Origin of the sequence: Dietzia cinnamea NBRC 102147 (genome assembly GCF_001571065.1) — a bacterium.
Classification (GTDB): Bacteria; Actinomycetota; Actinomycetes; order Mycobacteriales; family Mycobacteriaceae; genus Dietzia; species Dietzia cinnamea.
Genome location: NZ_BCSW01000019.1, coordinates 16,015 through 37,299, shown reverse-complemented (window position 1 = coordinate 37,299; position 21,285 = coordinate 16,015). Strand labels below are relative to the sequence as shown.

Genomic DNA, 21,285 nt, shown 5'->3' with positions numbered 1-21,285 from the left:
CCAGACCGGTGGGCCGGGCTTGCCAGCGCCGGGTCAGAGAGCAAGCGCCGGGCGTGAGGGAAGAGGAGGGGAACGATGGAACCACGACGAGCGGCACAGCGCGATGCACAGCGCGGAGCCGGGGCCGAGCGAGTCGCGCCGCGGCACGTGGACCGGATCGCGGGGGCCCGGCTGCAGGGCGGCCGGGTGGTCGACGTGGACATCGTCGACGGGTTGGTCGTGGCCGTGACGGATGCGGGGACCACCCCGACGCGCGGTGGTCCTACCGGGGGCGAATCGGTGATCGACGCCCGCGGCTACATGGTGCTCACCGCGCCCGCGGAGCCGCACGCCCACCTCGACAAGGCCCTGAGCTGGGGCGCCACGCGGCCGCCGGGCTGCGACCTGGGGGCGGCGATCGACGCGTGGCGGGCCTACGCCGCGACGGTCGACGAGGACGAGATCCACGCCCGCGCCCTCGCCGCAGCGCGCAAGCTCGTGGCCAACGGGACGACCGCGGTGCGCAGCCACGTGGACCTGCACGACGACCACGACCCGCTGCGCGGCGTTCGCGCTCTCGTCCGCGTCCGCGACGAGCTCGCCGGCGTGATGGACCTGCAGATCTCGGTGATGGTCAACGAGGTCGACCCGGCGGACCGGGCCCGCGCCGCGATCGCGGCCGGTGCCGACCTCATCGGCGGGGCCCCACACATCTCGACCGACCCGGTCGCCGAGACGAACCGACTGGTGGACCTCGCTGAGGAACTGGGCACCGGCATCGACCTGCACGTGGACGAGTTCCTCGACGGCGACCACGCCATGCTCGAGGTGTTCACCGACCGTGTCGCGACCTGGCCGCCGGGGCAGATCCGCACTGCCGGGCACTGCTGCCGCATCGGCTCGCTCGACGGGGCGGGCCAATCCCGCGCCGCCGGCGCGCTGAGCAGGGCGGACGTCGGGGTGGTGACCCTGCCGATCACCAACCTCTACCTGCAGGGCCGCGCCGGCTGCACCTCGGTCCCGCGCGGCCTGCCCCCGGTGCGGGCCCTGCTCGAGACCGACGTGACCGTCGCCGCCGGCGCCGACAACGTGCGCGACCCGTTCAACCCGGTCGGCCGCTCCGACGCCACCGAGACGGCGATGTTGCTGATCGTGGCCGCCCACCTCGACATGGACACCGCCTGGCAGCTCGTCACGGGCGGCGCCCGCGAAGTCATGGGTCTGCCGCTCGCCGGCCCCTCGCCCGGCCTCCGGGCCGACCTGCTGCTGGTCCGGGCGGGCGGGCTCGACGACGTGATCGCCGACGCGCCACCCGACCGGATCGTGCTGCGGGCTGGCTGCGTGGTGGCGGCGAGGGAGGTCCTCGTCGTCGTCGACCCCGGTGTCGCGCTGCTCGACGACCAAGCCGCCACCACCCACCCACGGACACCCACCTACGAGGAGACCCGATGACCACACCCACCGACATGCGGGCGGCGCAGGCCGCCCGGCCCGGCAGCGAGATCCTCGGATTCGACGGCGTCGGAGTGACCTACCCCAATGGCACCCGCGCGCTCGACGGCGTGGACCTGCGGATCCGCGCCGGAGAGTTCGTCAGCGTCGTGGGCCCGTCCGGCTGCGGCAAGTCCACGCTGCTCAGCCTCGCGTCCGGGCTCGCCACCCACACCGACGGCTACATGCAGACCGGCACCGACCGCATCGGCTACGTCTTCCAGGACGCGACGCTGCTGCCGTGGCGGACGGTCGAGCAGAACGTGGAGATGCTCGCCGAGCTCGACGGCATCGGCCGCACCGAACGCCGTGACCGCGCGGCGGCGGCGATCGAACTGGTGGGCCTGGCCGGGTTCGAGAAGTCGCTGCCGCGGGAGCTGTCGGGCGGCATGAAGATGCGTGTCTCGCTGGCCCGCTCGCTGACCCTCGACCCGGAGTTGTTCCTGTTCGACGAGCCGTTCGGCGCGCTGGACGAGATCACCCGGCAGCGCCTCGGCGACGAGCTGCTGGGGCTGTTCGCGGCCAAGCGGTTCGCCGGGCTGTTCATCACGCACTCGGTCGCGGAGGCGGTGTACCTGTCCACGCGCGTGGTGGTGATGTCCGGTCGGCCGGGGCGGATCACCCATTCGGTGGACGTGCCGTTCGGGCCGGACCGCGACCCCGAGATCCGCTACACGGCGGACTACATCAACCTCGTCGGCGAGGTTTCCCAGGCACTCGAGGAGGCACACTGATGAGAGGCACACTGATGAACGGAATCACCGCCCGCGCGACCGTGAAAACCCACGACGACGACAAGGTCACCGCCGCCGACGTGGGCCGCGGCCCGGTGGCCGAACCGGCCGGGGGAGCCCCCGCCGCTGGCCCCGCCCGCCCCCGGTTCCGCCTCTCGGCTGACGGGCCCGTGGTCCGCTACGGCGGCCCGTTGGCGGTCCTGGTCGCGGTGCTGGGCCTGTGGTACTTCGTGAGTTACGGGGTGCTCGAGCCGTCGCGGCGGTTCCTGCTTCCCGCGCCGCACGTGGTGGTCACCGACGGCCTGTTCGGGCCCAGCATCTCGGGCATGCTCGAGGCGCTCGGCCGGACCGCGACCGTCGCGCTGACCGGGCTGGCGATCGCGTTCGTGATCGGCGTCGTGTGGGCGATCATCATGAGCCAGGAGAAGTGGGCCGAGCGCTCGCTGTTCCCCTACGCGGTGGTGCTGCAGTGCATCCCGATCCTCGCGCTGGTGCCGCTGATCGGCTTCTGGTTCGGCTTCGGGTTCACCGCCCGCGTGTTCGTGTGCGTGTTGATCGCGCTGTTCCCGATCGTCTCCAACACCCTGTTCGGGCTGAAGTCCGTCGACCCGGGCCTGCGCCGGCTCTTTACGCTGCACCACGCCGGGCGGCTCACAGTGCTGCGCAAGCTCGAGGCCCCTGCCGCCCTGCCGGCGCTGTTCGAGGGCCTTCGCGTGGCTGCCGGGCTGTCGGTGGTCGGCGCGATCGTCGGCGACTTCTTCTTCAAGCAGGGTGATCCGGGGATCGGCATCCTCATCGACACCTTCCGGGCGCGGCTGCAGTCGCCCGAGTTGTTCGCGTCGATCATCCTGGCCTCCCTGCTCGGCGTGGCCGTGTTCCTGTTCTTCGGCCTGCTCTCGCGCCGGGTCGTGGGGCGTTGGTACAACCCGGACGATTCCCGCTGAGTCCGTAACGACACTCGCCACCAGCCGCAACACCGCCGAAACACGGGCGCGGTTCACTTCGAGTATTGATCACGTCAATACCGGCCCTTCACTCAGACCCACCAATCGCCAGGAGAAGCAATGCGACGCTCCGTCACCCCACGCACCGCCGTCCCTCGTTCTGCAGTCTCCGTGGTCGCGCTCTGCGCCCTCGGCGCCGTCACCCTCACCGCGTGCGGCGGGGATTCCGACTCGGCCCAGGCCTCCGGCTACAGCGGGGAGATCGGCGCCGTCGACCTCAGCGACGTCTGCCCGGCGGAGATCGTCATCCAGACCGACTGGAACCCGGAGGCCGAGCACGGCCACCTCTACGAGCTGCTCGGCCCAGAGCCCACCGTCGACGCCGGCTCCAAATCCATCTCGGGCCCGCTGTTCACCTCGGGCGAGTACACCGGCGTGGACGTGGAGATCCGGGCCGGTGGTCCGGCGATCGGGTTCCAGCAGGTCACCGGTCAGATGTACCAGGACCCGGACATCACGCTCGGTTACGTCGACTCGGACCAGACCGTCCAGACGTCGCTGAACAACCCGACGATCGGGGTGTTCGCCCCACTCGACATCAACCCGCAGATGATCATGTGGGACCCGGAGACGTATCCCGAGGTCGAGACGATCGCGGATCTCAAGAAGGAGCAGGCACGGGTCCTGTACTTCGAGGGCAACGTCTACATGAACTACCTCACGGGCACGGGCATCCTCGATCCGTCGCAGGCTGACGGCAGCTACGACGGTTCCCCGTCCAACTTCGTGGCCGGGGCGGGCAAGGTCGCCCAGCAGGGCTTCGCCAGCGCCGAACCGTTCATCTACGAGAACGAGGTCCCCGACTGGGGCAAGCCGGTGAAGTACCAGTTGCTGCACGACATCGGGTATCCGATCTACAAGTCGATGGTCTCGGTCCGGTCGGCCGAACTCGAGGAGCTCGCCCCCTGCCTGGAGAAGCTCGTCCCGGTGATGCAACAGGCGACCATCGACTACGTCGAGGATCCGGCCGCCACCAACGAGCTGATCGTCGACATCGTGGAGCAGTACAGCACCGGCTGGGTGTACAGCCCCGAGCTGGCCGAGCACTCACACAAGACGATGCTGGAGCTGGACCTCGTGGGCAACGGACCGGACGAGACGATCGGCAACTTCGAGGATGCCCGCGCTGCCGAGATGGTCGAGATCCTCAAGGACGCCTACGGTCAGCTGGGCGTGGAGCTCGCCGCTGACGTCTCGCCGGAGACCGTTCTCACCAACCGGTTCATCGACCCGTCGATCGGACTCAAGTGATGCCGGCGACCGCGGACGCCAGGCGTCAGGCGACGTCGGACGCGGAGACGTGGATGCCGCACCTGCTCACGGTGGTGGAGGTCGCCCGCCGCTCCCGCGCGGAGGGCAACCACCCGTTCGGCGCGGTCGTGGTCGACGCCGATGGCGAGGTCGTGGCCACCGCCACCAACACCGTCGGCTGCGAGCACGACCTGATCGGGCACGCGGAGACGAATGTCGTCCGCGACGTGGGCTTGCGGCACGAACCCGACGAACTGGAGGGGATGACGCTGGTCACCAGCGCGGAACCGTGTGTGATGTGCGCCGGGGCCACGTACTGGGCGGGGTTGGGCCGGGTGGTCTACGCCCTGTCCGAGAGCGAGCTCGCCGTCCTCACCGGGGACGACCCCCAGAACCTCACCATGGCCATGCCGTGCCGCGAAGTGTTCGCCCGCGGCCGCAGACGCATCGAGGTGATCGGCCCCGTCGACGTCCCCGGGGCTCGCGAGGTCCACGACGGCTTCTGGCTGGACGCCTGAACCGGCCCGCCGGTCCACTTCCCACCCGTTCCGCAGCACGTTCGAGCTGCGCACACCCGCTTTACAGACCCGCCTGAGAGAAAGGCCCACCCATGAACTTCCGCCCCACCCGCGGCCACGACGCCGGCCGGCGACTGACCACCGGAGCCGTCGTCGGCGCCCTGGCGCTCACCGCGCTCAGCGCCTGTGGCGACTCCGAGAGCTCCACCGGCTCCGGCTACACGGGGGCGATCGGCGCCGTCGACCTGAGCGACGCCTGCCCGGCCACCGTGGTCATCCAGACCGACTGGAACCCCGAGGCCGAGCACGGCCACATCTACGACCTGCTGGGACCCGATCCCAAGGTCGACGCGGGGGCCAAGAAGGTCACCGGCCCGCTGTTCGTCTCCGACGAGTACACCGGGGTCGACCTGGAGATCCGGGTCGGCGGGCCGGCCATCGGGTTCCAGGCGGTCTCGGCCCAGATGTACACCGACCCGGACATCACCCTCGGGTTCGTGGACGCCGACCAGGCGATCCAGGTGTCGGCGACCAACCCGGTGACGGCGGTATTCGCCCCGCTCGAGATCAACCCGATGATGATCATGTGGGATCCGGAGACCTACCCGGAGGTCCGGGAGATCGCCGACCTCAAGGAGACCGGCGCCCGGGTGCTGACCTTCGAGGCGGACACCTACTGGCGCTACCTGACCGGCGCCGGGATCCTCGACGAGGCCCAGATCGACGGCAGCTACGACGGATCCACCTCCAGCTTCGTCGCCGCGGGCGGCGAGGCCGCGCAGCAGGGCTTCGCTTCGAGCGAGCTGTACGTCTACGAGAACGACCTGCCCGAGTGGAACAAGCCGATCGCCTATCAGCTCGTCCACGACGCCGGATACCCGAGCTACAAGTCGGCGGTGAGTGTGCGCACCGGCGAGCTCGAGGAGCAGTCCGCGTGTCTGGAGAAGCTGGTCCCGGTTCTGCAGCAGGGGCTGGTCGACTACCTCGCCGACCCGCAGCCGACCAATGAGCTGATGCTGGACCTGGTGGACCAGTACGCCACCGGCTGGGTCTACTCCCAGGCCCAGGCCGACTACGGCCTCGAGACGATGCGCGAGCTTGGGCTGGTGGGCGACGGTCACAACGGCACGGTCGGCGACTTCGACCCCGCGCGCTGGGAGCGGCTCATCGAGCTCAACCGACCGATCTTCGCCTCGGCCGGAATCGAGATCGCCGAACCCATGACGCCGGATGCGGTCATGACCAACGAGTTCATCGACCCGTCGATCTCGTTGGGGTACTGATCGCCATGGCCCGCGTATCCGCACCCGCCGCGCCCTGCGCCAACTCAGCCGAGCCCCGCGCCGACGTCGCCGGGCTGGTCGACGACCTGCTCGAGCTGGTCGGCCCGGGCGCCGTCCACACCGACGACCGTGCCCTGGAGAAGGCCTCCAGGGACGGGTCCTATCTCAGCCCGATCCTCCGGGAGCAGTGGCCCCTCGGCCGACCCGAGGTCGTCTGCCGACCGACCAGCGTGGAGCAGGTCCCGGCGGTGGTCCGCGCGGCGGTGCGGCGTCGGGTGCCCATCACCTCCCGCGGTAAGGGCACTGGCAACTACGGGCAGGTGATCCCGCTGCACGGCGGGCTGGTCCTGGATCTGACCGCGCTGCGAGGCGTCGACCACGTGGACGCGGAGGCGGGTGTGGTCACCGCCGAGGCCGGGGTCCGCATGCTGAGCCTCGAGAAGCGGCTGGCCTCCCACCATGACAGCCAGCTGTGGATGTACCCGTCGACGGTCCAGTCGACGCTCGGCGGGTTCCTTGCCGGCGGGTCGGCGGGCACCGGCACGATCGTGCACGGTCGGAACCACGAGGGGTTCGTCGAGGCGCTCGACGTGGTCTTCGCCCACGAGGACGCCGAGATCGTGCACCTGGAGGGCGCCGACGCCCAGCCGTTCGTCCACACCTACGGGGTGGCCGGGATCATCGTGCGCGCCACCGTGCGGATCGAGCCGCTGCAGGACTGGCGGTGCGTGTACGCCAGTTTCGACGACCACCACGACGCGTTCGCCGCGGCGCGGCGGGTCCATCTGGTCGAGCCGGCTCCGCGCCTGTGCTCGGCGGACGGCGCCCACGTCTCCTCGTGCCTGCCCGCCGACGAGGCCATCCCCGCCGGCCGGGCGAGCCTGCGGGCGATCGTCGACGCCGCCGCGGTCGACGAGGTGCGGGCGATCATCGACGGTGCGGGGGGAGTGGTCGAGGCGGTCCGCACGGGCGTCAACGAGACGATCAAGGTCTCGACCCTGTCCTACAACCACCCCACCCACTGGCTGCAGAAGGCCGAGCCGGACACCTGGTTCCACATGGAGTGCCAGGGTGACGCCCTGGTGGAACGCCTCGACGAGGTGGAGGCCGTCTACCCGGGCGGGACCCTGCACCTGGAGGCGGGACACGGGCGGATGTTCGGGATGCTCAACGGTCACTACACCTCGCCGGAGGCCGCGTACGCGGGTGTGCCGGTGCTGGAGGAGCTGGGGGTGCGCGTGCACTCACCGCACCAGTACCGCGTGGACCACGGCACCGAGGCCGTCCGCGCGCTGGCTGCCCGCACCGACCCGTTCGGCCTGCTCAACCCCGGGCGGTGGGAGGCGTGATCGGCCCGCAGCGGCGCTACGCCGAACTCACGACCGTCGAGGCGGGCCGGGTCGGAACCGGTGACCCCGTCGCCGTCATCCCGGCCGGGGCGATCGAACCCCACGGTCCGCACCTGCCACTGGCAACCGACCTCCTGGTCGCCGAGCACGTGGCCGCCCACGCGGTGGCCGCCGCGGCGGAGGCGGGCGTCGACGCGTGGCTCATGCCCGCGCTGGGATACACGAAGAGCGACGAACACGCCAACCTCGCCGGGGCGCTGTGGATCTCCGGGGAGACGCTGATGCGCGAGGTGGTCGAGCTCGGCTCGGCACTGCGGGCCAGCGGGTTCACCCGGGTGCTGTTCGTCAACTGCCACGGCGGCAACTCCGCGCTGCTCGAGGTGGCGCTGCGCGAACTGCGCCGCCGCTTCGGGCTGCGCACGTTCCTCTACGCCGGGCGTGCGGTCCCGGGCCCCACCGAGCTGGGGATGGGCATCCACGCCGGGTGGGCGGAGACGTCGATGATGCTGCATCTGCAACCCGAACTCGTCGACATGTCGGTGGCCGAGGCGAGGGTCCCCGCGGGGATCGCGGAGTGCCGGCACATCGGGTTCACCGGCCCCGTGCGGCTCGGCTGGTTGGCCGACGACCTGTCCGACACCGGGGTGATCGGCGACCCCACCGGGGCCGACGCCGAGACCGGCCGGCGGTTGGTGGCCGATCACGTGGAGACCGTGGCCGCCGCGCTCGCGGAGATCGAGGAGTTCGACCCGGCGCGCGGGGTGCCCGCCGCGGCCACCGTCACCGCCGCGGCCACCGAGACGGGAGTTGGACTGTGACCGCCGTCGAGATGCCCGTGGTCACCATGCCCGGCCCCACCGACGATCCACTGGAGGCGATGGTCGCGTGGTTGGCGGTCGACCCGGCGGATCCGCCGCTGGGGGTCCTGGCCACCGTCGGATCGGACGGCACCCCGCACTGCCGGCACCTGCTGGTCTCCGGGGCCACCACCGACGGGCCCACGTTCCACACCGATTCGCGGTCCAGGAAGGCCCTGGACCTGGCCGCCGACCCGCGCGCGACGCTGGTCGTGGTGTCCGCCGACCGGACGCGGCAACTCACGGTCACCGGGGTGGCCGAGCAGACCGATCGAGAAGAGCACCTGGCGAGCTACCACTCCCGCAGCGAGTACCTCAAGCTCCTGGCCTGGACCAACGACCTCGCGACGGCGGAACTCGCCCCGCCGGGAAGACGCCGGGTCTGGGCCGCCGCGGTGGACCGGTTCGGCCCGTCGCCGGCGCAGCCGCCCGATACGTGGCTGGGCATGCGACTGCGGCCCGGGTCCGTGACCTTCTGGGCCGCCGGACGCGACGAGCCGTCCCACCGCCGCCGATTCGTGACGGACGGGCAGCGGTGGCGGGCCGAGGAACTTCCGGGCTGACACACGAGAGAACGAGAGAACCCATGATCACCTTCACCGACGCGCTGGTCCTGCCCGTGTCCGCGGACCCGGCCGCGCCCGCCTGGTTCCACGGCTGGGTCCACGTGGACGAGGCCGGCATCATCGCCGGACTCGGGCCCGGCGACCCGCCGCTCGGCCTGCCGGGCGAAGTCCACGACCTCGGCGGCGCCATCCTCGCCCCCGGGTTCGTCTCCGCGCACAGCCACCTGTTCACCGCCGGGATGCGCGGCACCGCCCCCGACGACACGCTCTACGGCTGGGTGTCGACGCTGGGCGAGATGATGGTCGGGGCGGAGGCCGAGGACCTGTACTGGTTCACCCTCGCCGGCTGCCTGGACTTCCTGCGCAACGGTGTGACCAGCGCCTACAACTTCACCCAGAGCCGGGTCGTGGCGGTGTTCGACCACGCCTCCTCGACCCTGGTCGCCGAGCGGGTCCACGACGTCGACTTCGTCACCCGCCAGATCGACGCCCAGGCCGACTCCGGACTCCGCTGCGTCACCTCCACCCGCCTCGACGACGAGCAGTTGCCCGAGGCCGAGTGCTTCGACGCGTTCGCCCACGTCACCGAGCACCGGCTGCGCACCGTCCCCCGTGAGCTGGACCTGGGCGGGTCGGTGTTCGGGTCGGTGCAGTGGTCGTCGTCGCCGGTCACCGCTGAGCGCGAACTCCACGCCATGGCCACCCACGGCGTGGGCAACCAGGCGCACTTCGTCGAGACCGCCGAGCAACTCGAGGTGCAGCGGGCCAAGTTCGACTGGTACGACCGCGCCGGGGTCCTGGGCCCCGACTTCGCGTTCGGCCACTTCGTCCACCCCACCGACCACATGGTCCGCCGGGTCGCGGAGACCGACTCCGCCGTGATCTGGCAGGCCACCTCCAACGGCCGGCTGGGCTCGGGCATCGCCGACATCACCCGGTACCGGGACGCGGGCATCCGCGTGGGGATGGGCCTGGACGATCAGTCCTGCACCGACGTGTCCGACCCGTTCCAGAACATGCGGATCGGCCTGTACACCCAGCGCGCCGTCCACTGCGACGCCGCGGTGCTGGCCGCCCGCGAGGTCCTGCACATGCACACCCTGGGGGCCGCGGAAGCCCTCGGCCTGTCCGACCGGGTGGGCAGCGTGGAGGTGGGAAAGCACGCGGACCTCGTCGTCGTCGACCCCACGTCCCCAGCCACCGGACCGATCTGGGACCCCGTCGCCACGTACGTCCTGGCCTGTTCGCTGCGCAATCTCACCCACGTCTACGTGGGTGGGCGTCTGGTGGCGGAGGGCGCGCGCAGCCTGCACCCGCTCGCCGACGAGGCCGACGCCCAGCTCACTGAGCGCATGGTCCGGTCGGCTCGCACCCGAGGCTTCATCCCCGCCTTCGACCGTTCCGCCTCCACCACCTCGACCGTCACCCCCCTGATCGGAGTCCCCTCATGACCGCGTCCCCCACCATGCCCGCGGCCATCCGCCCCGTGCTCATCGAGAACTGTGCCGTCGTCACGATGGACGGTCCCGGTGTCGCGGGGGCCGAGTACCCGGACGGGCACGTCCTGCTCGATGGTGGGCGGATCGTCGCGGTCGGCCGGGGTCGGTGCGATCCGGCGCTCGTGCCCGCGGACGCCGAGCGGGTCGACGGCACCGGCTGCGTGGCGACGCCCGGTCTCATCAACACCCATCACCACCTGTACCAGTGGCTCACGCGTGGCCTGGCCGTCGACTCGACGCTGTTCGAGTGGCTCACCACGCTCTACCCGGTCTGGGCGGGGATCGACGCCGACGACGTGCGCACCGCGGCCCTCGGCGGGCTTGCGCACCTGGCACTGGGCGGCTGCACCACGACCACGGACCACCACTACGTGGTGCCGGCGGACGCCGGGGACGTGTTCGCCGCCGAGATCTCTGCGGCCGCCGCGGTGGGCCTGCGGTTCCACCCCACCCGCGGCTCGATGGATCTCGGGCGCCGCGACGGCGGGCTGCCGCCGGACTCGGTGGTGGAGAGCACCGACGCGATCCTCGCCGGCACCGCCGATGTGATCGACCGGTTCCACGACCCCGCGCCCGACTCGATGTGCCGCATCGCGGTGGCACCGTGCTCGCCGTTCTCGGTGACCAGCGACCTGATGCGCATCAGCGCCGAACTGGCCAGGGAGCGGGGAGTGCGGTTGCACACCCACCTCGCCGAGACCGACGACGAAGAGGTGTTCTGCCGCGAGCGCTTCGGCAGCACACCGATGGAGTACATGGAGTCGGTGGGTTGGGTCGGCCCGGACGTGTGGTTCGCCCACTCCATCCACCTGGACGATGCCGCGATCGCCGCGATGGCCGCCGGCGGGATGGCGGCCGCGCACTGTCCGGTCTCCAACTGTCGTGTCGGCGCCGGGATCGCGCGGGTGCCGGCGATGCTCGCGGCCGGGATCCCGGTGGGGTTGGGTGTCGACGGGTCGGCGAGCAACGAATCGGGCGTGCTGTGGGAGGAGATGCACACCGCGCTCCTGCTGGCGCGCGGCGTCGGCGGCCCGCGGGCGATGGACGTGCGCACCGCGCTGCGGATGGCCACCGTCGGCGGGGCCCGGGCGCTCGGTCGCGACGGCGAGATCGGGAGGCTCGCGCCCGGTTATCTGGCCGACGTCGCCCTGTGGCGGGTGGACGCCCCGACCCACACGGCGATCGACGACCCGGTGGCCGCCCTCGTCTTGGGCTCGCGGCCGCCGATGGCCGGGGTGTGGGTCCAGGGCCGCCGGGTGGTGGACGCGGATCGGGTCGTGACCGTGGACGCCGAGGCGGTGTCCCGCGACGTGGTGGCGGCCCGCCGGCGGTTGCTCGCGAAGGCGGGGTGAGGGCGGTGGACCTGGTGACGGTCACCGACCTGCATCGGCCGCGGGAGCGCGCTGACGTGCACGCCGCCCTGCTGGCTGGGGCGATGCCGCTGGCCGGGGGTACCGCACTGCACGGCGAACGGCACGAACACCTCGCCGGGCTGGTGGACCTGGTCGACCTGGGGTGGCAGGACCTGGAGGTCCTGCCCGATGGGGACCTCAGGGCCGCCGCCACGGCCTCGCTGCGCACGGTGCTCGACCACCCGCTCACCGCGCCGATCCGGCCGTTCCTGCACGACACGTTCTCGTGCCTGCTGGCCTCGTGGAAGATCTGGTCGCGCGGCACCTGGGGCGGCAACCTGTGCGCGGCGCTGCCCGCCGGCGCCGGCACCGCAGCGGCGTGCACGCTCGGCGCGGTCGCCGAGATCTGGACCCCTAACGGCGACACCCGCACGGTCCCGGCGGCGGGCCTCGTCAACGGGCCGGGGACCACGGTGTTGGCGCCCGGCGAGGTGCTGCGGGCGCTGCGGATCCCCGCGTCGAGCCTGACGGCCCGGTACGCGGTGCGCCGGAACTCGCTCGTGCCCAGCGGGCGCTCGGCGTCGCTGGTCACCGGGCGACTGGACCCGGGTGGCCGCTGCACGCTGGTCGTCACGGCGGCCGTGCCCGCGCCCGAGGTGCTCACCTGGGCAGTTCCGCCGTCGCCGGCCGAGGCCACGGAGGCGGTGCGCGCCCTGCCGCACTGGTACTCGGACCCGCAGGGCGACCCGCGCTGGCGTCGGCACGTGGCCGGGCTGGCAGCGGCGGCGGTCACCGCGGAACTGGCCACCACCCTGGCCGCCACCCGAGGAGAGGAGACGCGATGAGAGTCGTGATCGACGGCACGGACACCCGGCTCGAGCCGCGCCCGGGGCAGTGCCTGCGGACCCTGTTGCGCGAGTTCGGGGTGCACGCGGTCAAGAAGGGCTGCGACACCGGGGACTGCGGGGCGTGCACGGTGCTGCTCGACGGCGTGCCCACCCATTCCTGCGTGGTGCCCGCGCACCGGGCGGAGGGCGCCGAGATCCGTACCGCGTCCGGCGTGCCGGACGCGGTGCCCGAGGCGTTCGCCGCGGCGGGCGGGTTCCAGTGCGGCTTCTGCACCCCCGGCATGGTCACCACCGTCACCGGCCTGGACCGGGCCCCGTGCGCGCGCGACGGCGCCCCGGCCTCCCGGGCCGCGGCCATGAAGGGCAACCTGTGCCGCTGCACCGGGTATCGGGCGATCTCGGACGCGATCGACGGGACGGTGTGCACGCGCCGGTCGGGGCGGATCGGCGACCCGGTCGCGGCCCCGGCCTCGGACCGGGTGGTGCGGGGCCGCGAGCCCTACACCCTCGACACCGACCTCACCGGGTGCGCCCACCTGGCGGTGCTGGGCTCGCCGCACGCCCACGCGCGCATCGTCTCGATCGACGCGAGCCGGGCGCTGGCGATGGACGGCGTCGTGGCCGTCCTCACCCACCACGACGACCCCGGGCGCGCGTTCTCCGCCGCCCGTCACCAGAACCGCGAGGACGATCCCGACGACACCCGCGTGCTGGACCGGGTGCTCCGGTACCGCGGCCAGCGCGTCGCGGCGGTGGTGGCCGAGACGGCCGCCCTGGCCCGGCGCGCGTGCCTGGAGATCGACGTGACCTACGAGGTCCTGGAGCCGGTGTTCGACCCGGAGGTCGCCCGCGCCCCCGGCGCCCCGCTGCTGCACGGCGACGCCGCCCCCGCCGCGCGGATCGCCGACCCGTCCCGCAACCTCGTGGCCGACTTCCACGGCGAGGTGGGGGACGTGGCCGGCGGGGTGGCCGCGGCCGCCCACGTCGTCCGGGGTACGTGGCGGACCGCGCGCGTGCAGCACGCGCACCTGGAGACGCACTCGGTGGTCGTCCGGCACGTCGACGGCGGGCCCGGCGGGGGCGGGAGCGACGGGGGCGGGAGCCTGGACGTGCGCTCGTCCACCCAGGTGCCGTTCCTGGTGCGCGACGAGATCGCCCACGTGTTCGGCCTGGACCGGGATGCCGTGCGGGTGCACGCCGCCCGCGTCGGCGGCGGGTTCGGCGGTAAGCAGGAGATGATCGTGGAGGACCTGGCTGTGCTCGCCGCGCTGCGCACCGGCCGGGACGTGGCGTGGGAGCTCAGCCGCGAGGAGCAGTTCACCTCGGCGACCGTGCGCCACCCGTTCCGGGTGTCGGTCACGGCGGCGTGTGACGACGACGGCCGGCTCACCGCCCTGGCCCTGGACGTGCTCTCCGACGCGGGGGCGTACGGCGGGCACTCGGCGGGCGTGATGTTCCACTCGATCACCGAGTCGATGGAGCTGTACCGCAGCCCGGCCAAGCGGGTCGACGCCGAGACCGTCTACACCTCCACCGTGCCCTCGGGCGCGTTCCGCGGATACGGACTGGGGGAGGTGGGGTTCGCCCTGGAGGCGGCCCTGGACGAGCTCGCCGACAAGGCGGGCCTGGACCCGGTCGAGCTGCGGCGGCGCAACGTCATCCGGCCCGGCGACCCGCTGGTCAGCGCTGCGGGCGTGGACGACGAGCTGACGCTCTCCTCCTACGGCCTCGACCAGTGCCTGGACCACGTCGAGCAGGCCCTCGCCTCGGGCCGCGGCGAGCCCTCGCCCGCCGGCTGGCTCGAGGGCCGCGGGGTCGCGATGACCATGATCGCCACCACCCCGCCCGGGGGCCACCATGGGTCCGCGCGCGTGGAGGTGGACGCCGACGGCACCGTCCACGCCTACGTGGGCACCGCGGAGTTCGGCAACGGCACCGCGACCGTGCACACGCAGATCGTCGCCGAGGTGCTGGGCGTGCCGTCGGAGAAGGTGGTGCTGCACGCCTCCGACACGAGCCTGCTCGCCCATGACACGGGCGCGTTCGGCTCGGCCGGCACGGTGGTCGGCGGCCGGGCTTTGCACCGCGCCGCCTCCCGGGTCGCCGCGCTGCTCGCCGCCGGCGCGACGCTGCCGGTGTCCGCGGAGGGCTCCACCGACGGGATGGCCCGGCAGGCCGCGTTCACCGTGCAGGGCGTGCGCGCGGCGGTGTGCCCCGACACCGGGACGGTGCGGGTGCTGCAGAGCGTCCACGCGGTGGACGCGGGGCGGGTGCTCAACCCGCAGCAGTTGCGCGGCCAGATCGAGGGCGGGGTGGCGCAGGCGTTCGGCGCGGCGCTGTACGAGCAGATGCTGCTCGACGACGACGGCGCCGTCACCAACGCGACCTTCCGCCACTATCACCCGCCGCGCCTGGGCGACGTCCCGCGCACGGAGGTCTTCTTTGCCGACACCGTGGAGTCCCAGGGCGTGCTGGGGGCCAAGTCCATGTCCGAGGCGCCGTACTGTCCGGTCGCGGCGGCGGTGGGGATCGCGGTGGCCCGCGCGACGGGGGTGCGCCAGGAGTCCATCCCGCTCACGCCGGACCGGGTGTGGTTGCGGAGCTTCGCGCCGGACGCCGACGCGGGCGGTGCGCTGGACGGTGCTTCGGGGGGTGCCATGGGCGGTGCTACGGGCGGTGCTACGGGCGGTGCGGCCGAGGCGGCTGCTGACGCAGTGGGGGTCGACCCCGGGGAGGCCGGGCCGGGATCGGACCTGTCGGCCCCGGCTGCCGCGGGGGTCCGGCGGTGACCGCGCGGGTGCTGCGCCTGACCGGTGCGTCGGGCGTGTGGTCGCGCGGGTGGGAGACCGGGTCGGACGGGTCGGCGGCGAGGTCGACTACCTCGCTGACCTGCGTGGACGGCCGAGTGGTGGAGGAGGCCGGCACCGCGTCGGCGGCGAACGCGGCGGCGGGCCCGGCGGCGAGCCCCACCGTGACCCTGGACGCCCGGGGCGGGATCGTCACCCCCGGCCTGGTCAACGCTCATCACCACCTGCTGCAGAGCGCCTTCCGGACCCTGCCCGGGACGCGGGGCGTGACGATGGCCGAGTGGCTCGGACGGATGCGCGCTGCCTACGTGGGCGCGGCGGTGGATCCCGAGCTGGTGTCCGCCGCCGCCCGGGTGGCGATGGCGGAGTCGCTGCTGTGCGGCGTCACCACCGTCGGCGACCACCACCTCACCTGGCCCGCGGGACAGGACCCGGTGGATCTGGCGGGAGCCGCCTATGACGCGGCCGGCTCGCTCGGCGCCCGGCTGGCCTTTGTCCGCGGCACCGCCGGCGGCGACCCCGACGCGGCCGCCGCGTCCGTCACCGCGATCCTCGCCGCGCACCTGCCTGACGCTGCCGGCGGTGTGAGCGCCGACGGGTTGCGCCAGCTCGCCGTGGGCCCCTCCGGGGTGCACGCCGACGGTCCGGGGACCTTCGCCGTGTTGCGGGAGGTCGCGGCGCGGCACGGGCTGCGGCGGCGCACCCAGTCCAACGAGCAGGTGGACGTGGAGCGCGCCGAGCGGGAGTACGGCCGCCGCCCGATCGAGCTCCTCGAGGAGTGGGGCTGGCTCGAACCGGATGTCACCCTGGCGCACCTGTGCGACGTCACGCCCGAGGAGATCGTCGCGCTGGCCCGCGCCGGGGTGACCGCCACCCACGCCCCGGCCTGCGATCTGCCCATGGGTTGGGGGATCGCCCCCGTCGCCGGTCTGCTGGACGCGGGCGTGCCCGTCGGCCTGGGCACCTCCGGCGGCGGCAGCAACGACGCCGGGCACCTGATGGCCGACGCCCGGCTGGCCATGCAGGTCGCGCCGCTGGTCGGCCGACCCCTCGACGCGCTCGAGGTGCTCACCATGGCCACCGCCGGGTCCGCCGACGGGCTCGGACGTCCCGAACTCGGGCGCCTCGACCCGGGCTGCGCGGCCGACTTCGCCGTGTGGGACGTCTCCGGTGTCGCCGACGCCGGGGTGGCCGATCCGGTGCGCGGCCTGCTGTGGGCCTCGCCCGGCCGGCGGCCGCGACACGTGGTGGTGGGCGGCAGGGTGGTGGTGCGGGACTACGAACTGGTCACCGCGGACGAGCAGGACATGGCCGCCGAGCTGCGCGGGCAGTGTCGCGCCAGGGGGATCGGCCGGTAGGTGACCGGGCTTGTCCGAAATGCCCTGACCTGGGGTGCCCTGCACGTGCCCCGCAGGGCACCGCAGGTCACGGGCCGGGAGCAGGTCGCTTAGCCTTGGCGTGTGCCTCCACGCCTCGACTCAGCGCGCGTCATGCCGGTCGCGTCGGCGTCGGCGTTGGCGGCGACGGCACTCGCCGCAGGCGCTATCGCGGCGGCGTGGTTGTTCATCGGCCCTGCGGGGTTCTCCTTCGCCCTGGTCACCCATTTCGTTCTCATGGCGTGGGTGTCGTCCATCATCAGCCCCCGGGTACGGATTCCGGATCTGGCTTGGCTCCGGGTCCGGCCCTGGGAGTCGCGGCTCTACCCCGCACTCGGGGTCCGGCTGTTCGGGACGCTGCTCGACGTGACCGGATGGAACCGGGTCGTGGAGAAGGAACGCGGGTTCAGCGGCACGAGAGAGGGCCTCCACGGGCTCGATCAGCACACGCGGCGCTCCGAAGTCGGCCACGGTCTCTGCATCGTCGCCACTGTGGCATTGGCCGTGGGCGTGCTCTCGACAGGGGCATGGTACGGCGCGGCGTGGCTGATCGCGCTCGGACTGGTAGTGCACGTGTACCCGGTGCTGCTCCAGCGACTCCTGCGCGCCCGCATCCAGTCCATATCGGCCAGGCTTGCGGGGAGAGCTGGCCAGCCCACGCCGTGGGGTCAGGACCCGCGGTAGGTGCTGTAGCCGAACGGGGACAGGATCAGCGGGACGTGGTGGTGGGCGGCGGGGTCGGTGACCTCGAAGCACACCACGGCCTCGGGGTAGAAGCCGTCGACGCCGCGGGTGCGCTGGTAGCCGCCGGTGTCGAAGGTCATCCGGTAGATCCCGGCGGGGACGGCGACGCCGGACAGGTCCGGGCCGCGGCCGTCGTCGTCGGTCACTCCGGCGGCCAGGACGGCCCCGGATCCATCGCAGCTGCAGGGATCGGCCCGGACCAGCGAGTACGCCAGCCCCACGGCGGGCGTGCCGGTGGCGGTGTCCAGGACGTGCGTGCTGATGGACATCAGAGGGTCCCCTCCTCGAGTAGGCGCCCCAGGCGCAGGGCGTTGATGCGGGCCAGGTGCTCGCGGGTCTCCACCAGATCCTGCTCCGGGGGCAGGGCCAGCCGGCGGTCGATCTCGGCCAGGACCTGCTCGGCGGACAGGCCGGTGGCGCAGACCAGGAAGCCGCGGCCGAAGTGCTCGGCGTAGCGGGCCTGCCCCTCGGCCAGGACGCGGGCGGTCTCGGCGTCCGCGCGGGCGGCGGCGCTCTGTTCGCGGGCCGACGCGTCGCTCACCGGTCCCCGGGCCCCGATGGGCGGGTGCGCCCGGACCGCGGCGATCACCTCGTCGTCGTCCTGCCCGGCCAGGACCCCGCGCGCGGCGGCGAGCAGCGCCTCGACGGTCGGGAACGGGCGGGCGCCCACGATCTCGCGGGCCCACTCCGCCGACCCGGACAGGTTGGTCAGCACCGGCGTGAGCCGCGCGGCGTCGGCGGAGTTGAACCCGCCCAGGCCCGGCGCGAGCGCGGAGTCGTCAGAACCGTAGTGGTCAGAGGGAGAGTCGTCAGACGGGGAGGTGGTCATCATCGTGCTCCATTCTGGCCGCGGATCAGGTCCGCGGCGCGTTCGGCTATCGCCACCGTGGGCGCCTGCGTGTTGCAGGTGGGGATGGAGGGCATCACCGAGGCGTCGGCGACCCACAGGCCGTCCAGGCCCCGCACCCGCAGCCCGGGGTCCACCACGGCGAGCTCGTCGGTGCCGATCCGCGCGGTGCCCGAGCAGTGGAAGAACGACCCGATGTTCTGGCGCACGAACCGGGTCCTGGCCGCGGTGTCCAGGCCGGCCGCCGGGGTGATGGGGCCCTCGGCCAGGTCCGCGTACGCCGAGGTGGCCACGAGGTCCTGGACGGCGTCCACGGCCTCGACCATCGCCGCCAGGTCGGTGGGGTCGGCCAGGTAGTTGGGGTGGAAGTCCGCCGGGGCGGTCGGGTCGGCGGAGCGGACCCGCACCCAGCCCACGCTGCGCGAGCGGTACAGCCCCGGCACCAGGGCGAACACCCGGTTGCCGGTGAGGTCGTGGGCGGCGTGGAGGGCCTCGTCGCCGCGCGAGCCGTGCGCCACCACGGCGTGCAGGTCCGGCCCGTGCTCGGCGTGGGAGCTGCGCCAGTTGACCATGGTGCCGCCGCCGTTGCCGACCACCGGGCCCAGGTCGGCGCGGGCCCGGAAGTTCATGCCCAGGATCAGCGGGTGGTCCTGGAAGTTCTCGCCGACCCCGCTCAGCGGGTGCCGCACCTCGATGCCTGCGGCGGCCAGGCGCCCGGGGTCGCCGATGCCCGAGAGCTGCAGCAGGCGCGGGGTGTCCAGCGCGCCGGCCGCGAGGACCACCTGGTCGGCGAGAGTCTCGACGGGCTCGGGGCGGCCAGGGCCATCGGTTCCGCCGGGAGTCCCCCGGCCGAGGAGGTGCCGCACCCCGGTCGCGCGGGTGCCGGCGAGCAGCACCGCGTGGACGGGGGAGTCCACCAGCACGTCGAGGTTGGGCCGGTCCAGCGCCGGTTCGAGGTAGGCCCGGGCGGTGCTCCACCGCTCGAAGCCGCCGTCCTCGCCGGTCACCGCGTTGTAGTCGGCGTGGACGGCGCCCTCGTTGGACTCCGCGTTGGCGTCGTCCAGCACCGGCAGGCCGCGCTCGGCCGCGGCGTCGACGAGGGCATGGGCGATGGGGTGGACCTGCGCCAGGGGCGCGACCCGCATCGGGCCGTCCAGCCCCCGGTACGCCGGGTCGCCGCCGGGGCGGGCCTCCGAGCGGCGGAAGTAGGGCAACAGGTCGTCGTAACCCCACCCGGTCGCCCCGGCGTCGGCCCACGCGTCGTAGTCGGCGCGGTTGCCGCGGTACCAGAGCATCGCGTTGGTCGACGACGAGCCGCCCAGCACCCGGCCCCGGGGCATCGCGATGGACCGGCCGAGGACGTGGTCGGTCGGCCGGGACCGGTAGCCGTAGTCGAGGCGTCCGCCGATGAGCGCATCCCAGTGGGCGGCGTCGAGGACCTCCCGCAGGTCGCGGTGGTCCGGTCCGGCCTCGATGAGCAGGACCCGCCGGTCGGGGTCCTCGGTGAGGCGGGCGGCCAGCACGCAGCCGGCCGCGCCGCCCCCGACCACCACCGTGTCGTAGCGCGGCGCCGGCGCGGTGACGACCGGCATCAGTTGTGCTCGCTCGGTCCCATGATGGAGATCCCCTCGGAGGCCTCCACGTGCCGGACGAAGATGTACTTGTCCTCGCGGCCGTCGGAGTGCTTGCGCCGGATGCCGGGCTCGAGGATCCCGTCGGTCTTGGCCACCACCAGGTACGGCTCGCGGGCGGCCAGGCCCGCGGCGCAGTGGGCGTCGAACTCCTCGAGCGTCTGCGCGGTGTAGGCGTGGGTGATGCCGGCGCCGCGGGCGATGCCCGCGAGGTCGACGCGGCCGGCGGCGGTGTGGGTGGCCGGCCCGCCGATGGACTGGTACTGCTCGTTGTCCCAGACGACGACGAAGAGGTTCTCCGGCTGCTCGTTGGCCACGGTGGCCAGGGCACCCAGGTTGAACAGGAGCCCGCCGTCGGTGTCGAGGGAGACGATCTGCCGGTCCGGCAGGCCGACGGCCAACCCGAGGGCCTCGGGCGTGACGCAGCCGAGCTGCTGCTGGAACAGGCTCGCCTCGCGCATGTGGGGGGCCGCGTTGTACCACTCGTCGACGGCGCCACCGAGGGAGAGGATGACCAGTTGGTCCTGCAGGCGCGCCGCGAGGAGCTTCATGGCCTCGAAACGGGAATAGCTCATGGTGGTTCCTTTCCGTGTTTCTCGGTGGCTCAGCGGACCAGGTCGCCGGCGAGGACGATCGCGGTGTGGTGGTAGGACGCGTACGCGGTGTCGTAGGCCCGGACGATGGCGGTCTCGATCTCCTCGACGCTGCGTACGATGGTGTACGGGGTACGCAAGGCCTGGAGCAGGGGTTCCATGGTGATCCCGTGGGGGATGGCCCACCAGTTGTTCTCGCCCATCTCGCCGCGGTAGCTCATGATCATCACCACGGGGATCCCGGCGCCCAGGCCCAGGCGGGCCAGGTGCTCGGTCGCTGCGCGCAGGCCGGAGTTCTCCATCACCAGCACCGCGCGCTTGCCGGACAGGAAGACGCCGCCGGCCAGGGCGGCGCCCTCCCCTTCGTTGGTGACCGGGATGGTGCGGATGTCGGGGTCGGCGTCCAGGGCGGGGTACAGCTCCTTGAGCAGGGAATCCGGTAGGTAGGTGGCGATGCTCACCCCGGCCTTCTTCAGTCCGCTCAACACGGCCTCGACGGCGTCTGCGCGCATGGTGTGGTCCTTTCTGGTCTGTACGTGGGTGTCTTGTGTGGGTG

20 protein-coding genes are annotated in these 21,285 nt (G+C 72.9%); 15 read left to right on the top strand and 5 right to left on the bottom strand.

The genetic code is table 11. The annotated features are described in order from the left end of the window. The first annotated feature begins 75 nt into the window (after positions 1-75). The 15 genes from DCI01S_RS08870 (at position 76) to DCI01S_RS08800 (ending at position 17,598) form a co-directional block, all read left to right on the top strand. Positions 76-1,431 (top strand): amidohydrolase family protein, encoded by a 1,356-nt coding sequence (locus DCI01S_RS08870; protein WP_082767709.1) that lies wholly within the window; start codon positions 76-78, stop codon positions 1,429-1,431. Then, a complete protein-coding gene (locus DCI01S_RS08865; RefSeq protein WP_061228879.1) occupies positions 1,428-2,204 on the top strand; it encodes an ABC transporter ATP-binding protein in 777 nt (258 codons plus the stop codon). Before DCI01S_RS08870 ends, DCI01S_RS08865 begins: the two co-directional genes overlap by 4 nt. Next, positions 2,204-3,148: an ABC transporter permease gene (locus DCI01S_RS08860; RefSeq protein ID WP_244881687.1), complete on the top strand. Its 945-nt coding sequence runs from the start codon at positions 2,204-2,206 to the stop codon at positions 3,146-3,148. Before DCI01S_RS08865 ends, DCI01S_RS08860 begins: the two co-directional genes overlap by 1 nt. Positions 3,149-3,268: 120 nt before the next feature. Then, positions 3,269-4,459, top strand: coding sequence for an ABC transporter substrate-binding protein (locus DCI01S_RS08855; RefSeq protein WP_156482562.1), 1,191 nt, complete (start codon positions 3,269-3,271; stop codon positions 4,457-4,459). Next, positions 4,459-4,977 (top strand): nucleoside deaminase, encoded by a 519-nt coding sequence (locus DCI01S_RS08850; protein ID WP_061228878.1) that lies wholly within the window; start codon positions 4,459-4,461, stop codon positions 4,975-4,977. Before DCI01S_RS08855 ends, DCI01S_RS08850 begins: the two co-directional genes overlap by 1 nt. Positions 4,978-5,069: 92 nt before the next feature. Next, on the top strand, positions 5,070-6,260 hold the full coding sequence (locus tag DCI01S_RS08845) for a hypothetical protein (protein WP_061228877.1): 1,191 nt from the start codon (positions 5,070-5,072) through the stop codon (positions 6,258-6,260). Positions 6,261-6,265: 5 nt separating this feature from the next. After that, entirely contained in the window at positions 6,266-7,609 is a 1,344-nt protein-coding gene (locus DCI01S_RS08840; RefSeq protein ID WP_061228876.1) for an FAD-binding oxidoreductase, read from the top strand. Next, complete coding sequence (locus DCI01S_RS08835) at positions 7,597-8,427, top strand: creatininase family protein (RefSeq protein ID WP_061228875.1); 831 nt, start codon at positions 7,597-7,599, stop codon at positions 8,425-8,427. Before DCI01S_RS08840 ends, DCI01S_RS08835 begins: the two co-directional genes overlap by 13 nt. After that, complete coding sequence (locus DCI01S_RS08830) at positions 8,424-9,029, top strand: pyridoxamine 5'-phosphate oxidase family protein (RefSeq protein WP_061228874.1); 606 nt, start codon at positions 8,424-8,426, stop codon at positions 9,027-9,029. Before DCI01S_RS08835 ends, DCI01S_RS08830 begins: the two co-directional genes overlap by 4 nt. Positions 9,030-9,052: 23 nt before the next feature. Continuing rightward, positions 9,053-10,483 carry an amidohydrolase family protein gene (locus tag DCI01S_RS08825; RefSeq protein ID WP_061228873.1) on the top strand — a complete coding sequence of 477 codons (1,431 nt, stop codon included), beginning with the start codon at positions 9,053-9,055 and terminating at the stop codon, positions 10,481-10,483. A 14-nt stretch (positions 10,484-10,497) separates the two neighbouring features. Continuing rightward, positions 10,498-11,883 (top strand): 8-oxoguanine deaminase, encoded by a 1,386-nt coding sequence (locus DCI01S_RS08820; protein WP_061228896.1) that lies wholly within the window; start codon positions 10,498-10,500, stop codon positions 11,881-11,883. A 14-nt stretch (positions 11,884-11,897) separates the two neighbouring features. Next, the gene (locus DCI01S_RS08815; protein WP_167349553.1) at positions 11,898-12,728 is read left to right on the top strand and encodes an FAD binding domain-containing protein; all 831 of its coding nucleotides are present in this window, start codon (positions 11,898-11,900) and stop codon (positions 12,726-12,728) included. Further along, on the top strand, positions 12,725-15,520 hold the full coding sequence (locus tag DCI01S_RS08810; RefSeq protein WP_082767706.1) for a molybdopterin-dependent oxidoreductase: 2,796 nt from the start codon (positions 12,725-12,727) through the stop codon (positions 15,518-15,520). Before DCI01S_RS08815 ends, DCI01S_RS08810 begins: the two co-directional genes overlap by 4 nt. After that, positions 15,517-16,896, top strand: a complete 1,380-nt coding sequence (locus tag DCI01S_RS08805) for an amidohydrolase family protein (protein ID WP_244881686.1) — start codon at positions 15,517-15,519, stop codon at positions 16,894-16,896. Before DCI01S_RS08810 ends, DCI01S_RS08805 begins: the two co-directional genes overlap by 4 nt. 102 nt (positions 16,897-16,998) lie before the next feature. After that, positions 16,999-17,598: a glycosyl-4,4'-diaponeurosporenoate acyltransferase CrtO family protein gene (locus DCI01S_RS08800; RefSeq protein WP_156482561.1), complete on the top strand. Its 600-nt coding sequence runs from the start codon at positions 16,999-17,001 to the stop codon at positions 17,596-17,598. On the opposite strand, the gene uraH is transcribed toward DCI01S_RS08800, so the two are convergent. The 5 genes from uraH to DCI01S_RS08775 are packed head-to-tail and all read right to left on the bottom strand — an operon-like array spanning position 17,583 to position 21,241. After that, on the bottom strand, positions 17,583-17,927 hold the full coding sequence (gene uraH / locus DCI01S_RS08795; RefSeq protein ID WP_061228870.1) for a hydroxyisourate hydrolase: 345 nt from the start codon (positions 17,925-17,927) through the stop codon (positions 17,583-17,585). The genes DCI01S_RS08800 and uraH overlap by 16 nt on opposite strands. Then, entirely contained in the window at positions 17,927-18,487 is a 561-nt protein-coding gene (locus DCI01S_RS08790) for a 2-oxo-4-hydroxy-4-carboxy-5-ureidoimidazoline decarboxylase (protein ID WP_061228869.1), read from the bottom strand. The genes uraH and DCI01S_RS08790 overlap by 1 nt, the downstream gene beginning before the upstream one ends. Next, entirely contained in the window at positions 18,487-20,097 is a 1,611-nt protein-coding gene (locus DCI01S_RS08785; RefSeq protein WP_061228868.1) for a GMC family oxidoreductase, read from the bottom strand. The genes DCI01S_RS08790 and DCI01S_RS08785 overlap by 1 nt, the downstream gene beginning before the upstream one ends. Then, complete coding sequence (locus DCI01S_RS08780; RefSeq protein ID WP_061228867.1) at positions 20,097-20,711, bottom strand: thiamine pyrophosphate-dependent enzyme; 615 nt, start codon at positions 20,709-20,711, stop codon at positions 20,097-20,099. The genes DCI01S_RS08785 and DCI01S_RS08780 overlap by 1 nt, the downstream gene beginning before the upstream one ends. A gap of 29 nt (positions 20,712-20,740) precedes the next feature. Further along, on the bottom strand, positions 20,741-21,241 hold the full coding sequence (locus DCI01S_RS08775; protein ID WP_061228866.1) for a thiamine pyrophosphate-binding protein: 501 nt from the start codon (positions 21,239-21,241) through the stop codon (positions 20,741-20,743). Positions 21,242-21,285: the final 44 nt, after the last annotated feature.

What these genes read in the sequence shown, in the direction of transcription:
- DCI01S_RS08870 (WP_082767709.1), top strand. Translation starts at nt 76, where the DNA reads ATGGAACCACGACGAGCGGCACAGCGCGATGCACAGCGCGGAGCCGGG.
- DCI01S_RS08865 (WP_061228879.1), top strand. Translation starts at nt 1,428, where the DNA reads ATGACCACACCCACCGACATGCGGGCGGCGCAGGCCGCCCGGCCCGGC.
- DCI01S_RS08860 (WP_244881687.1), top strand. Translation starts at nt 2,204, where the DNA reads ATGAGAGGCACACTGATGAACGGAATCACCGCCCGCGCGACCGTGAAA.
- DCI01S_RS08855 (WP_156482562.1), top strand. Translation starts at nt 3,269, where the DNA reads ATGCGACGCTCCGTCACCCCACGCACCGCCGTCCCTCGTTCTGCAGTC.
- DCI01S_RS08850 (WP_061228878.1), top strand. Translation starts at nt 4,459, where the DNA reads ATGCCGGCGACCGCGGACGCCAGGCGTCAGGCGACGTCGGACGCGGAG.
- DCI01S_RS08845 (WP_061228877.1), top strand. Translation starts at nt 5,070, where the DNA reads ATGAACTTCCGCCCCACCCGCGGCCACGACGCCGGCCGGCGACTGACC.
- DCI01S_RS08840 (WP_061228876.1), top strand. Translation starts at nt 6,266, where the DNA reads ATGGCCCGCGTATCCGCACCCGCCGCGCCCTGCGCCAACTCAGCCGAG.
- DCI01S_RS08825 (WP_061228873.1), top strand. Translation starts at nt 9,053, where the DNA reads ATGATCACCTTCACCGACGCGCTGGTCCTGCCCGTGTCCGCGGACCCG.
- DCI01S_RS08820 (WP_061228896.1), top strand. Translation starts at nt 10,498, where the DNA reads ATGCCCGCGGCCATCCGCCCCGTGCTCATCGAGAACTGTGCCGTCGTC.
- DCI01S_RS08810 (WP_082767706.1), top strand. Translation starts at nt 12,725, where the DNA reads ATGAGAGTCGTGATCGACGGCACGGACACCCGGCTCGAGCCGCGCCCG.
- uraH (WP_061228870.1), bottom strand. Translation starts at nt 17,927, where the DNA reads ATGTCCATCAGCACGCACGTCCTGGACACCGCCACCGGCACGCCCGCC.
- DCI01S_RS08790 (WP_061228869.1), bottom strand. Translation starts at nt 18,487, where the DNA reads ATGACCACCTCCCCGTCTGACGACTCTCCCTCTGACCACTACGGTTCT.
- DCI01S_RS08785 (WP_061228868.1), bottom strand. Translation starts at nt 20,097, where the DNA reads ATGCCGGTCGTCACCGCGCCGGCGCCGCGCTACGACACGGTGGTGGTC.
- DCI01S_RS08780 (WP_061228867.1), bottom strand. Translation starts at nt 20,711, where the DNA reads ATGAGCTATTCCCGTTTCGAGGCCATGAAGCTCCTCGCGGCGCGCCTG.
- DCI01S_RS08775 (WP_061228866.1), bottom strand. Translation starts at nt 21,241, where the DNA reads ATGCGCGCAGACGCCGTCGAGGCCGTGTTGAGCGGACTGAAGAAGGCC.